The 12890-nt window shown below is 65.8% G+C and carries 9 protein-coding genes; 7 read left to right on the forward strand and 2 right to left on the reverse strand.

Translation table 11 applies throughout. The features are described from left to right. Window positions 1-112: 112 nt before the first annotated feature. Both DVT68_RS13475 and tdh read right to left on the reverse strand, forming a co-directional pair. The gene (locus tag DVT68_RS13475; protein WP_114825608.1) at window positions 113-3793 is read right to left on the reverse strand and encodes a DUF748 domain-containing protein; all 3681 of its coding nucleotides are present in this window, start codon (window positions 3791-3793) and stop codon (window positions 113-115) included. 184 nt (window positions 3794-3977) lie between these two features. Beyond that, window positions 3978-5012: an L-threonine 3-dehydrogenase gene (tdh, locus tag DVT68_RS13480; RefSeq protein ID WP_199536063.1), complete on the reverse strand. Its 1035-nt coding sequence runs from the start codon at window positions 5010-5012 to the stop codon at window positions 3978-3980. 187 nt (window positions 5013-5199) lie between these two features. Between tdh and DVT68_RS13485 the strand changes: the two genes are divergently transcribed. The 7 genes from DVT68_RS13485 to DVT68_RS13515 all read left to right on the forward strand — a co-directional run bounded on the left by DVT68_RS13485 (window position 5200) and on the right by DVT68_RS13515 (window position 12701). After that, complete coding sequence (locus DVT68_RS13485) at window positions 5200-7323, forward strand: S46 family peptidase (RefSeq protein ID WP_233523466.1); 2124 nt, start codon at window positions 5200-5202, stop codon at window positions 7321-7323. A gap of 49 nt (window positions 7324-7372) precedes the next feature. Next, window positions 7373-8329 (forward strand): tRNA (adenosine(37)-N6)-dimethylallyltransferase MiaA, encoded by a 957-nt coding sequence (gene miaA, locus DVT68_RS13490; RefSeq protein ID WP_114825610.1) that lies wholly within the window; start codon window positions 7373-7375, stop codon window positions 8327-8329. Between the two features lie 156 nt (window positions 8330-8485). Beyond that, on the forward strand, window positions 8486-8752 hold the full coding sequence (hfq, locus tag DVT68_RS13495; protein WP_114825611.1) for an RNA chaperone Hfq: 267 nt from the start codon (window positions 8486-8488) through the stop codon (window positions 8750-8752). A 155-nt stretch (window positions 8753-8907) separates the two neighbouring features. After that, entirely contained in the window at window positions 8908-10221 is a 1314-nt protein-coding gene (hflX, locus tag DVT68_RS13500) for a ribosome rescue GTPase HflX (protein ID WP_114825612.1), read from the forward strand. 239 nt (window positions 10222-10460) lie between these two features. Then, window positions 10461-11636 carry an FtsH protease activity modulator HflK gene (gene hflK / locus DVT68_RS13505; protein ID WP_114825613.1) on the forward strand — a complete coding sequence of 392 codons (1176 nt, stop codon included), beginning with the start codon at window positions 10461-10463 and terminating at the stop codon, window positions 11634-11636. Beyond that, entirely contained in the window at window positions 11633-12502 is an 870-nt protein-coding gene (gene hflC, locus DVT68_RS13510; protein ID WP_114825614.1) for a protease modulator HflC, read from the forward strand. The genes hflK and hflC overlap by 4 nt, the downstream gene beginning before the upstream one ends. Before the next feature lie 13 nt (window positions 12503-12515). Further along, on the forward strand, window positions 12516-12701 hold the full coding sequence (locus DVT68_RS13515; RefSeq protein ID WP_114825615.1) for a DUF2065 domain-containing protein: 186 nt from the start codon (window positions 12516-12518) through the stop codon (window positions 12699-12701). Window positions 12702-12890: the final 189 nt, after the last annotated feature.

Here is a 12890-nt window from a genome sequence, read left to right on the forward strand (position 1 = left end):
CAGGCGGCGCCCTGGACTACTCGCGAAAAGCGGCGCCGGGCGCAGCTGGATTCCGGCCTGCGCCGGAATGACCGCCTTATTGCGAGGCGTGGAGTCTGGAGAACCCCGCGGCTTACCCCTGGTGCAGGCCGAACTCCACCCGTGTGGTCTTGCCCTTGTCGTCGATGCCGTCGGCGTTGAGCTTGGGATCCTTCAAGGCAACGCGCTTGTCGTCCAGCTTGCCCTTCAGCGCCGCCTGCACCGCCTGCGCGCGGCGCTGGGCCAGGTCGCGCATGGCGCTGTCGTCGACGGACACATTCGTTTCCATCAGGCTGCGCATCTCGTCCGGCTCCAGCGACTTCTTCAGGCCGATAATGTTCTTCGGCTTGCCCTTGAAATCGTCGTCCTTGTAAGCGCGCTTGAGGTACTTCTCGTACTCGTCGGGCGTGACGTTGACGGCGGCCAGGGCGGCGTCGGAGGTATCGGCGTTCTTGCCTGACTGGTCCAGCACCTTCTGCTTGCGCACCATGTAGTCGACGGTGAACTTGCGCAAGCCGTCCTGATCCTTGGACGGGTCGACGCGACCGATGACGTCGAGGTTTAACGCGGCCTTCTGGTTGAGCATGGCGACGATCTTGCCCAGCCGCTCCTGCGCCGCGCTATCCAGCACGTCCGAGCCCGGCTCGAATTCCACATAGCCGAGGTCTTCATGGTCACCTCCGTGGAAGGCCGCGCCAAGCAGGCGGAACGGGGCGGTGACGGCCTTGGCGATCAGGTTGCCGATCGCGCGCCAGATCAGGCCACCCATGCTGAATTGCGGGTCATCAAGCGAGCCCGATACGGGCACATCCACGTCGATGTTGCCCTGCGTGTCCTTGAGCAGGGCCACGGCCAGCTTTACCGGAAGATGCTGGATGCCGGGGCTTTCGTTGCGGTCACCGAAGGTCAGCTGTGTGATGAAGATGTGGTTGTCGGCATTGAGCTTGCGGTTGTCCAGCATGTAGTGGACGTCCATCGTCAGCTTGCCGGCGGTGATCGGGTAACCGGTGTACTTGGTGGAGTAGGCGGTGAGTCGGGTCAGCTCGACGTCGTTGGCCTTGCCCTTGATGTCGAGGAAGGCCACTGGCTGCAACGGGTTGATCGTGCCGTCGATACCCACCGGCGAGTTGTCGTCTAGCGCCGCCTGCACCGAGAGGCTAGCGGGCGGGTCGCCCGGCGTGGTGCCGAAGCCGCCGATGTTGCCGGTGAGCTTGGTAAGGTTCGCGGTGTAGTTGGGCTTGATGAAGTTGTCGGTGTAGTTCAGCTGGCCGTTGACCAGCGTGATGCCGCCGACATGAAGGTCGGCCGCAGGGGCAGCCGACGCCGCAGCCGTGGTGGGGGCTCCGGCTGTGGCTGCCGTGGCGGTAGCCACGGGCGCTGTCGGTTTCGGTGCTGCAGGGGCCGCCGGTGCGGCGGCGACGCTGCCTTCGGTGCGTGTCACGGACACCGGCGCCTGCTCCGGTTTTGCCACCACGTCCGACAGGTTGATCTTGCCGCTCGCGTTGACGATCACGCGGGCATAGAACGAACTGAGCACCAGCCCGCCGATATGCATGCGCGGCGTGCCGGGACCGTAGTCGGCGTCGACGTTGGTGGCGCTCAGCGTCCGCCAGCGGAGGAAGTCATCGCCGGTAAGCTTGTCCTGTACGCGCACGTTTTCCAGCGCGGCGTTTCCCTTGTAGGAAACCTTTGGGTCCTTGCCACGGCCGTCGTAGTGCAGCTTGCCGTTGCTGCTCAGGCGTGCGGTGGAAATAGTGACGTTGAGCGGCACGCTGATGTACGGCGCGAAATTGGCGATGTCCATCTGCTTGGACGTCAGCTGCACGTCGGCCATGGCCGGCGAGGGCTGCACCTTGCCGTTGACCGAGAAGCTGCCCTTGCCGATGTTGCCTTCGAGCTTCAGCTGGCGGGGTTCGTTGAGCTTGTCACTCAGGTTGTCCATGCCGCCCTTGAGCGACGTCACCTGGATCTTCACGGGCTTGTCGCCGGACGCCTGGTCGGTGAAGGCAATCGAAGCATTGTCAAAGCCGAGGTGCGCCACGCTCCAGTGCCACGGCGGGCCACTGTCAGCCGCGGCCTTGCCGGTAGGCGTCTTGGCGGCGAACAGATCCACCAGGGTGATGTGCTTGTTGGGGTCGCGCGCCACGTCCACGGCAAAACCGTCGGCCGTCACCGTGCCGAGCTGCGCCTGGCGGCTGGCCATGTCGACCAGCTTGATCTCGGTATCTGCCTTTTTCCATGCCACGGGTGCGACATGACCCTTGGCTTGAGGCTCCAGGGCAAAGTCGGTCACCGTGGTGTGCGCATCGGCGAGGTGAACGTTCATTGCCTTGCCCCAGTCGACCTGGACTTGGCCGTTCGCGTCGAGCTTGCCTTTCGAGGCGCGCGCAGCGAAGCCCTGATAGCCGATCGCCTGCAGCGGCACGATGTCGACTTGCTTCATGTCGAGCGTCGCGACCATTTTCGTCGCGGCCAGATCCACCGTGCCCTTGGCGGAGATGTCGCCGCCGAACAGTTGGCCCGCGAGGTCCATCCTGGCAGGAGGTGCGGGCAGTTTGCTCAGCGCCTGCAGGCTGCCGTGCACATGGGTGAGGTCCAGCTTGTCCTTGGTCGCGTTGGTGTAATGCAAGGTGCTGTCGTTGAGCAGCATCGAGGCGATGCGCAGGTCCATCGGCGGCGACTTTTCACTCGCGTCGGCCGGCTCGGACGGCGCAAGCAGCTCGTCGAGGTTGGTGTGACCCTCGCCATCCACGGTGTAGTACTGCTGAGCTTGATCCAGCTTGAGCGTGCCCAGGTAATAGCGTGAGACCAGAGGCTGCACATCCAGAAGGTCGGCGCTGCCATGCGCCACCGTGACGATGGGCTCGCCATGGTTGCTGTTGAGGACGAAATCATCCAGCTGAAGGTTGCCGATGAGCTCCACCAGCGGCGTGGGTTTGGTCTGGAGGAAGTGCAGCTCGAGCGGGCCGCTTGCCAGACCCTTGGCGATGGCAGCGGGCAAAGGTGTGGGGGAGTAGGCAACCATGCGTGCCAGGTCCAGGTGGTCGAGCTGGAAGCTGACGATCGAATCGCGGTTGTCAGCGAATGGCTTGGTATGGCCCTCGATCCGCAGCGGGCTGCCGTCCACTTTCATCGATAGCAGCGGCTGCACGAACACGTCGGTGTCGTTGGGCAGGTTGGCGAGGAACGGGATACCGATATCCAACTGCTCGATGTGGTGCTCGGCCTTCAACAGCTGGTCATCGAACTGGATGTCGCCGTCGTGCACGCTGATGTTGGACAGCGCAAACCGCGCCGGCGGCGCCTTGGGATCCGAAGGCCTGGAAGTGAAGCGCTCGATCAGGTCGGTGAAGTTGAAGCGCTGGTCCGGCGTCCGGACGATGTGAATGCGCGGGTGCTGCAGGCTGAACTCGTCCAGCACCGGCGCCATGCGGAACAGCGAGCTCCACGAGCTGTTGATCACCGCCTGGTCGACGTCGAAGAACGGCGACTTGCCGTCGCGATCGCCGATGTGTAATTGGTCCAGCTGCAGGCGCAGCGTATAGGGATTGAGGTGGACGGCGCCGATGGTGACCGGGCGCGAAAGCGCCGCGCTGGCGCGCTTTTCGATCTGGCTATGGATGATCGGCGGAGCGATGAAGAAACCCAGCAGGCCGAACACGACCACCGTGGCGACGGTGATCAAGGTCCAGCGACGGACCCGGCGCGAGCGATAGACGGCTAAGGCTCGGTCGCGTCCCGCGGCCAAACGAGGGTTGCTGAACAGATCAGCCATCCGACGATGCTCCCATGACATCGCGTGCCGACCGTGGGGATCGCCTGATCCCACACCTTCACAATCCCGGCGATTTTGTCGGCCGCCTGCTCCGAAGTTTAACCGGGGGATTGTGAATTCAGTGGGCCTTTTCCGCCGCCTGGGGCGGCGGAAGAGGCGGTATGTGACGGAGGTTCAGGATTGCTCAGGACCAGGAGCAGACGACCTTGCCGCACTTGCCCGCATCCATCAGGTCGAAACCTTTCTGGAAGTCGTCGATGTGGATCTGGTGGGTGAGCACCTTCTGCAGCGGGAAGCCGGTCAGCACCATCTGGGTCATCTTGTACCAGGTCTCGTACATGCGACGGCCGTAGATGCCCTGCAGGGTGAGGCCCTTGAAGATCACCTTGTCCCAGTCGATGCCGGCGCCCTTGGGCAGGATGCCGAGCAGGGCGATCTTGCCGCCGTGGTACATGCAGTCGAGCATGTCGTTGAAGGCGCGCGGGTTGCCGCTCATTTCCAGGCCCACATCGAAGCCTTCCATGTGCAGGTCCTTCATCACGTCCTTCAGCGATTGGTTGGCCACGTTCACCACGCGGGTGGCGCCCATGTCCGCCGCCAGCTTGAGGCGGTAGTCGTTGATGTCGGTGACCACCACGTTGCGTGCGCCCACGTGCTTGGCGATGCCCGCGGCGATGATGCCGATCGGGCCGGCGCCGGTGATCAGCACGTCTTCGCCGATCAGGTCGAACTCGAGCGCGCAATGCGCAGCGTTGCCATACGGGTCGAAGAACGCGGCCAGCTCGGACGGGATCTGGTCCGGGATCGGCCACAGGTTCGAGGCCGGCATGGTCATGTATTCGGCGAACGCGCCATTACGGTTCACGCCGATGCCGATGGTGTTCGGGCACAGGTGCTGGCGGCCGGCGCGGCAGTTGCGGCAATGGCCGCACACGATGTGGCCTTCGGCCGAGACGCGGTCGCCGATCTTGTAACCGGTGACGCCCGGGCCGATCTCCACGATGCGGCCGACGAATTCGTGGCCGATGGTCAGGCCAGGCTTGATGGTGCGCTGGGACCAGTCGTCCCACTTGTAGATGTGCAGGTCGGTACCGCAGATCGCGGTCTTCTCCAGCTTGATCAGCACCTCATTGGGGCCGACCTCGGGGACGGGCACTTCTTCCATCCAGATGCCCTGCTCGGGCTTGCGCTTGACCAGGGCTTTCATCATCTGAGGCATGGGATTTCCGTGGGGAAGGGCGGGAAAAACGACATTATAGAAGGCGGGGCTGGCGCCGCCTTCGTGCAGTGCAGCGTTGCCCCTGGGGCCGCCGCGGATTATCGTCGCAATTTTTTGCGATATCCCGTCGGGGGAATGGATGAAGCGAGTGACATCGAGGCTGCTCAGCGCGGCCGTGGGACTGGTCATGGCAACCGCCACGCAAGCCGACGAGGGGATGTGGATGCCCTCGCAACTCCCGTCCATCGGCAAGCCTTTGCTGGCGGCCGGCTACAAGGGCAACCCCGCCGACCTGGCCGACCTGACCAAGGCGCCGCTCAGTGCGGTGGTGAAGGTGGGCGGCGCCACGGGCGCTTTTGTCAGCAACGACGGGCTGGTGCTCACCAACCATCACGTGGCGTTCGGCATCATCCAGTACAACAGCAATGCGCAGCGCGACCTGATCCAGGACGGCTTTGTTTCGCACCAGCGCGGCAAGGAGCTGCCGGCCAATCCGGATTCCCGTCTGCGCGTGACCACTGGGTTCGACAAGGTCACTGAGCGCATTCTTGGCGCCGCCCATGGCAAGACCGGCCGGGCCTATTTCGATGCGATCGATGTCGCCAGCAAGGCGCTGGTGGCCGAGTGCGAACGCGAACCGGGCATGCGTTGCAGCGTGGTCAACATGTTTTATGGCCGCGACTTTTATCTGGTGACGCAATTGGAGTTGCGCGACGTGCGCCTGGTCTACGCGCCGCCGCGCGCCATCGGCAACTACGGCGACGAGGTCGACAATTTCGTGTGGCCGCGCCACGCGGGGGACTTCACCGTGCTGCGCGCCTACGTAGGGCCGGACGGCAAGCCTGCCGATTTCGCCAAAGAGAATGTGCCGTACCACCCGCCGGCGTATCTGAAGATCGCACGCGAGGGGGTACGCGAAGGCGATTTCGTCATGCTGGCGGGCTATCCGGGCATCACCTATCGCCATCGCACGGCGGCCGAATTCGCCGACCAAGTGGAATGGCGGCTACCCACCACGGTGCAGGTGATGCAGCAGCTGCAGCAGGTGATCGAGGAGGCCGGACGGGACGATCGGCAGGCCGCCATCCGCTACGCCTCCCAGCTGCAGTCGCTCAAGAACGGCATAAAGCGCTTCAGCGGCGAGCTCGAAGGCCTGAAGCGCAGCGATGCGGTGGCGACCCGCCGCAAGGACGAGGACGCCATGCTGGCCTGGCTGGGAGGGCAGTCTTCCGCAGCGGTGCTGCGCCCGCCGATCGATCAGGTGAGCCAGCTGATCGCCGCGGGCAACGCCACGCGCGAGCGCGATCTGCTGCTGGGTCTGCTGCAGACGCAGACGCAATTGATGCGCTCGGCGTTGATCCTGCAGCGCTTCGCGTACGAGCGTGGCAAGCCGGATCCGCAACGCGAGTCCGGCTACCAGCGGCGCGACGAGGATCTCGCCGCCGGCATGCTGCGCCAGGTGCAACGTCGCTATGACCCGGCGGTGGAGAAGCAGCTGCTGGCCACGCTGCTGACGCGTTACCAGCAGCTGCCCGACGCCCAGCGACTTCCGGAATTCGACGACGCCTTTGGACGAACGCCCGCCGAGCTGACGGCGAGGTTGGACCGCGTGTACGCGTCGACCCGCCTTGGCGAGGAAGCCCAGCGCCTTTCGTGGCTGACCGCCGAGCCAGCCGCCGTGGAGCACGCCGACGACGCGCTGCTGGCGCTGGTCGCACGGCTGCAGCCGGCGCTCCTGCGCATCGACGATGAGCGGAAGGCGCGCGAGGGCGATCTGCTGCGGTTGCGCCCGGCCTATATGGAGACGCTGATCACCTACCGCGAAAAGCAGGGACGGGCGGTCTACCCGGACGCCAATTCGACCCTGCGCGTGAGCTACGGAAAAGTGTCGCCGCTGAAGGCGCGCGATGCGGTGTCCTACGACCCGGTGACAACCACGGCGGGCATCGTCGAGAAGAATACCGGCGTGGTGCCGTTCGATGCGCCAAGGCCGCTGCTCGACGCGATCGCCAGGTCCGACTACGGCGACTATGCCGATGCGAAGTCCGGCGCAATGCCGGTGGATTTCCTGAGCAATCTCGACACCACCGGCGGCAATTCCGGCTCGCCCGTGCTCAACGCCAGGGGCGAGCTGGTCGGGCTGAACTTCGACAGCAACTGGGAGGCCGTCAGTGCGAGCTGGATGTTCGACCCGCGCTACAAGCGGGCCATCCACGTCGACCTGCGCTACATGCGCTGGCTGATGGACAAGGTCTATCCGGCGCCGGAGCTGCTGAAGGAGCTGGGCGTGCCGGCCAGTGAACATCGCTGATCGACGCTCATGCAGGTGAGTGGAGAGGGCGAGTTGATAGAATGCCGTGATGCCGATCGACCAGCGCCCGCTCGCCGTATTTTTGATGGGCCCGACCGCATCGGGCAAGACCGCGCTCGCCTGCACCCTGAGCGAGCAGTTTCCGGTGGACCTGGTGAGCGTCGACTCGGCGCTGGTCTATCGCGACATGGACATCGGCACGGCCAAGCCGGACGCGGCCACGCTGGCGCGCTACCCGCACCGCCTGATTGACCTGCGCGATCCTTCCGAACCGTACTCGGCCGCGGATTTCCGCACGGATGCGGTCGCCGCGATGGAGGACATCACGTCCCGGGGCAGGACGCCGTTGCTGGTGGGTGGGACTGGCCTGTACTTCCGGGCGCTGCAACAGGGCTTGTCGCAGTTGCCCGAAGCGGATCCGTCGATCCGCGCGCGCCTTGCCGCCGAGGCGGCGGGCGCGGGTTGGCCCGCGCTGCACGCGCGCCTGCAGCAGCTCGACCCGGTGGCGGCGGCGCGCATCGGTCCCAACGACGCGCAACGGATCCAGCGAGCGCTGGAAGTCATCGAGCTTACCGGACGGCCGTTGTCCGAGCAGCAGCGGGGCGGCCATGGCCAGCCGTTCCCGTGGCGCGTGCTCAAGCTCGCGCTGATTCCCTCCGACCGGGCGCCCTTGCACGCACGCATCGCCCAACGTTTCGACGCCATGCTTCGCGCAGATTTTCTCGATGAGGTGCGGGCCTTGCGTGCGCGCGGAGACCTGCATGCGGATCTGCCGGCCATCCGGGCCGTCGGCTACCGCCAGGCCTGGGAACATCTGGACGGCCAAACGGATGCAAAGGAGTTTCGCGACCGCGGCATCTTCGCCACGCGCCAGCTAGCCAAGCGGCAGATCACCTGGCTGCGCAGCGAGCTTGACGCTCGGGTGCTGGACCCCGATCGGCCCGATCTGCAGGCGCTCGGCGCCGATGCGCTTCGGCTGTTCCTCGGCGATCCCAAAACGCCTTGAAGCGCGCGTCGTCTAAACGTCTTTTTCACAGATGAAGAAAGCGCGCATTTACTCTTTCATCAACGATTTAAAAGTGGTTAATATTCCTTCGTCTTGGGCCGGGGCGCGATAAGCGTCTTTTCTCCGGCCCGTCCGTTCGCGAGGGGAGAAGAAGAAATGTCCAAAGGGCAATCGCTGCAAGATCCGTTTCTGAATGCACTGCGCCGGGAGCGCGTTCCGGTCGCCATCTACCTGGTCAACGGCATCAAGCTGCAGGGCACCATCGAATCCTTCGACCAGTTTGTCGTGCTGCTGCGCAACCAGGTCAGCCAGATGGTCTACAAGCACGCCATCTCCACCGTGGTGCCCAGCCGCAACGTGCGCGTCGGCAACGGCCATGAAGGCCACGCCGATGCTCCGGTCGGTACCGACGCCGACGCTTGATTCGGCGGACCTGCCGACCCATCTGAGTAGGGAAGGCGTCCGGCCGCAGTGAGGCTGCCGCCGGGGCGCGTGTCGACATACACTCCCCACTCCTGCCTTGCGCCGCGGGCTCGTTGTCCGCGGCGCGGCGTTTCCATACAGGTCCTTCCACCCTCGTGTTTGATCGTCAAAAGAGAGGCGACCGAGCCCTCCTGGTTCTCCCGCAGTCCCGCGGGGACGGTGATGTGGCACGGCGCGCCGACGAGTTCGCCGAGCTGGTCCGCTCCGCCGGCGCTGAGATCCTGGGCAGCATCACCGCCCGCATCGACGTACCCAATCCGCGCTACTACATCGGCACCGGCAAGGCCGACGAGGTGGCCGAGGCGGCGCGCGCGCTGGGCGCCGACCTGGTGCTCATCGACCACCTGCTGTCGCCGGTGCAGGAGCGCAACCTCGAGAAGCTACTCAACATCCGCGTGGTCGACCGGGCCGGGCTGATCCTGGACATCTTCGCCCAGCGCGCCCGTTCGCACGAAGGCAAGCTGGAAGTCGAGCTGGCCCAGCTCAAGCACCTGGCCACCCGTCTGGTCCGTGGCTGGACCCATCTGGACGCCCAGCGCGGCGGCGCCATCGGCAACCGCGGCCCGGGCGAAACCCAGCTGGAAACCGACCGCCGCCTGCTGGCCGAGCGGGTGAAGATGCTGTCCAAGCGCCTGGAGAAGGTGCAGACCCAGCGCGGGCAGCAGCGGCGCGCTCGCCTGCGCAACACGGTGCCGCGGGTGGCCCTGGTCGGCTACACCAACGCCGGCAAGTCCACCCTGTTCAACGTGCTCACCGAAGGCGAGGTGTTCGCCGCCAACCTGCTGTTCGCCACGCTGGACCCGACCGTGCGCAAACTGGATGGCCTGTCCTGCGGGCCGGCGGTGCTGGCGGACACGGTCGGCTTCATTCGCGAGTTGCCGCACGACCTGGTCGCCGCCTTCCGCGGCACCCTGGCCGAGGCGCGCGACGCCGACCTGTTGCTCCACGTGAGCGATGCGGCCGATGACGAGCGCGAGCGGCTGGCGCGGGTGGTCGATGGCGTGCTCGAGGAGATCGACGCCGGCGACCTGCCGCAGCTGCGGGTGATGAACAAGATCGACCTGGCGGGTCTGGAGCCGCGCATCGACCGTGACGCGGACGGCAAGCCGACCGCTGTATGGCTGTCGGCTGCCACCGGCCAGGGCCTGGAGCTGCTCCGGCAGGCGCTGGGGGAGCTACTGGGCGGCGATCGGGTACAGTCGGAGCTGCGCCTGCCCCTGTCCGCGGGCCGCCTTCACGCGCGCCTCAAGGCCGCGGGGGCCATTGCCGGGGAAGAGGTCGATGAGGATGGCTGGCGCCTCAACATCGACGCCCCGCGCAGCGTGATCGCCCCCCTGAGCGGCGGCAGCGCCGCCGAAGCCGCCCTGTTGCGCAACCTTCTTGCGGCCCCCGAGGAATCGACCCTGTAACAGTCCGTCTTGTGCGCGACAGGCCCGACGTCGACTTGGCGCATCGGCTACCGGGTCGCGCGCATGGCGGGGCGGGGAGGGAATCCCGGCCCAGCTCTGGTAGAATGACAGGTGTTTGTGCGGCCTCTCCGTGCCTCGGCGGCACACTGCCACGACACGCCTTCGCCCATGTCCAAACCCGTTCAACGCGTTTTCCGGCCAATGTTGCCGGCCTCCCAGCGGCCTCAAGGAGACTGACCATGGCCTGGAACGAACCCGGAAACGGGCAGCGCGACCCTTGGGGCAAGAACCGCCAGTCCGGCAACAAGTCGCCCCTGGACGACCTCATCAAGCAGTTTCGCGGCCTGCTCGGCAGGCTTGGCGGCGGCGGGGGCGGCGGTGTGCTCACCATCCTGCTGGCCTTCGCGCTGGTGGCTGTGGCCTTCTCCAGCTACACCATCGTCGACGCCCGCCAGGCCGGCGTGGTGCTGCGCTTCGGCAAGTACGCGCGCACGCTGCCGCCCGGCTTCCACCTCAAGCTTCCGCGTCCGATCGAGACGGTCACCAAGGTTGGCACCACCGAGATCCGATCGGTGTCCGACAAGGTGCGCATGCTGACCAGTGACGAGAACATCATCACGGTCGATTTCAACGTGCAGTACCAGGTGTCCGACGCGCGCAAGTACCTGTTCTCGCTGAGTGGTCCGCCGGAGGACACGCTGCGCCAGGCCGCCGAGGCCGCGGTGCGCACCGTGGTCGGCGCCAATGCGATGGACAACGTACTCACCAGCCAGGGCAGCGAACCCACCGCAGCGCCCGCTGCGGCCGGCACCGCCGCCGTAGCCACCGCCTCGACGGCCCCGATTCCGGCGACGCCGGCGGCGGCAGCCGCGGCGCAGACCCGCGACACGCTGCAGCAGCAGACCCGCGAGATCCTGCAGGCCACCCTCAACGAATACGATGCGGGCCTGGTGGTCACCGACGTGAGCTTCCAGAACGTGGCGCCGCCGCAGGAAGTGAAGGACGCCTTCGACGACGTCAACGCCGCGCGCGAGGACAAGCAGGGCACCGAGAACAACGCCCGCGCCTACGCCAGCCAGGTGGTGCCGGTGGCCCGCGGCGAGGCTTCACGCATTTCCGCCGAGGCCCAGGGCTACGCCGCCCAGCGCGTGGCGCTCGCCACCGGCGATGCCTCGCGCTTCAACCTGATCCTCAAGGAATACAAGGCCGCGCCGGACGTGACCCGTCGCCGCCTGTGGCTGGAAACGGTCGAGGACGTGATGTCCAACAATCCCAAGGTGCTGGACGGCTCCGGCGGTCGCAACATGATCTATCTGCCGCTCGATCGCGTCACCGGCAAGGAAGTGCCGGGTGTCGGCGCAGTGATGCAGTCCGCGGGCAGTGACAGCCTGGCCGGCAAGGAGAAGCAGCCGTGAAGTTCGCCTCCGCCATCATTGCCGTGCTGCTGGTCCTGATCGGTTTCAACAGCCTGTTCGTGATCCACGAGGGTGAGTCGGCGCTCGTGCTGCAGTTCGGCCGCATCGTGCGCACCGGCGACAAGCCGGGTCTGCACGTCAAGTTGCCGTTCGTGCAGCAGGTGATGACCTTCGACAACCGCATCCTCACGCTGGAGGCGCCGCCCGAACGCTACTTCACTTCTGAAAAGAAGAGCGTCAACGTCGACTTCTTCGTGAAGTGGCGCATTGCCGATACCGCCGCCTACTACCGCGCCACCGCCGGCGACGAGTTGCAGGCGGCGGCTCGCCTGACCCCGCTGGTCAAGGATGCGCTGCGCTTCGAGTTCAACGGCCGCACCCTGCAGGAGCTGGTGGCTGCCGGCCGCAAGGACATCACCGAGGCCGTGCGCAGGCAAACCGATGCGGCGGCCACCCGGAACCTCGGCATCACCGTGGTGGATGTGCGCATCAAGCGCATCGACCTGCCGGACGAAGTGAGCGAGTCGGTCTACAAGCGCATGCGCGCCGAGCGCGCCCAGCTGGCCAACGAGCTGCGCTTCACCGGCCAGCAGGCGGGCGAGACGATCAAGGCCGATGCCGATCGCCAAGCCCAGGTCATCAAGGCCGAGGCCGAGCGTGACGCGGCCAAGGTGCGTGGCGAAGGCGACGCCCAGGCCGCGGCGATCTACGCGCAGGCCTATGGGCAGGATCCGGAGTTCTTCGCGTTTTATCGAAGCCTGGCGGCGTACCGTAAGTCGTTCCAGGACGGCAAGGGTGTGCTGGTGCTCAAGCCGGACTCGGAGTTCCTGCGGTATTTCAACGACGGCGCGGCGTCCAGGCACTGAGTGGTGAGTGGCGATGTCGCGTGAGCTGCTGGCTGCCATGTGCCTGGTGCTGGTGATCGAAGGCCTGGTGCTGTTTGCCGCCCCGCGTCGGTGGCAGGCCACCATGCGCGAGGCGGTGAAACTCAGCCCGCGCATGCTGCGCCTGTTCGGCGCGGTGGCCATGGGTATCGGCCTGGTGGCTTTGCAATTGGTGCATTGAGTTAGTGCGGTGGATGGGCCGTTCAATCCGTCGGGATTTCCAACGAAGCCTCACCGTCGTCCCAGCGAAGGCTGGGACCCAGTGACTTGAAAGGCGCTGGATTCCAGCCTTCGCTGGAATGACGAGCAAAGGCCTTCGATCCGTTTCGCGCCCCCCGGGGCGCCTCATTCTTCAAATTGACGAGAGCAA

It is taken from the genome of Dyella solisilvae (assembly GCF_003351225.1).
GTDB lineage: Bacteria > Pseudomonadota > Gammaproteobacteria > Xanthomonadales > Rhodanobacteraceae > Dyella > Dyella solisilvae.

Excerpts from the sequence above, each read along its gene's own strand:
- DVT68_RS13485 (WP_233523466.1), top strand. The coding sequence starts at position 5,200 with ATGGCAACCGCCACGCAAGCCGACGAGGGGATGTGGATGCCCTCGCAA.
- DVT68_RS13515 (WP_114825615.1), top strand. The coding sequence starts at position 12,516 with ATGTCGCGTGAGCTGCTGGCTGCCATGTGCCTGGTGCTGGTGATCGAA.
- hflK (WP_114825613.1), top strand. The coding sequence starts at position 10,461 with ATGGCCTGGAACGAACCCGGAAACGGGCAGCGCGACCCTTGGGGCAAG.
- hfq (WP_114825611.1), top strand. The coding sequence starts at position 8,486 with ATGTCCAAAGGGCAATCGCTGCAAGATCCGTTTCTGAATGCACTGCGC.
- miaA (WP_114825610.1), top strand. The coding sequence starts at position 7,373 with ATGCCGATCGACCAGCGCCCGCTCGCCGTATTTTTGATGGGCCCGACC.
- DVT68_RS13475 (WP_114825608.1), bottom strand. The coding sequence starts at position 3,793 with ATGGCTGATCTGTTCAGCAACCCTCGTTTGGCCGCGGGACGCGACCGA.
- tdh (WP_199536063.1), bottom strand. The coding sequence starts at position 5,012 with ATGCCTCAGATGATGAAAGCCCTGGTCAAGCGCAAGCCCGAGCAGGGC.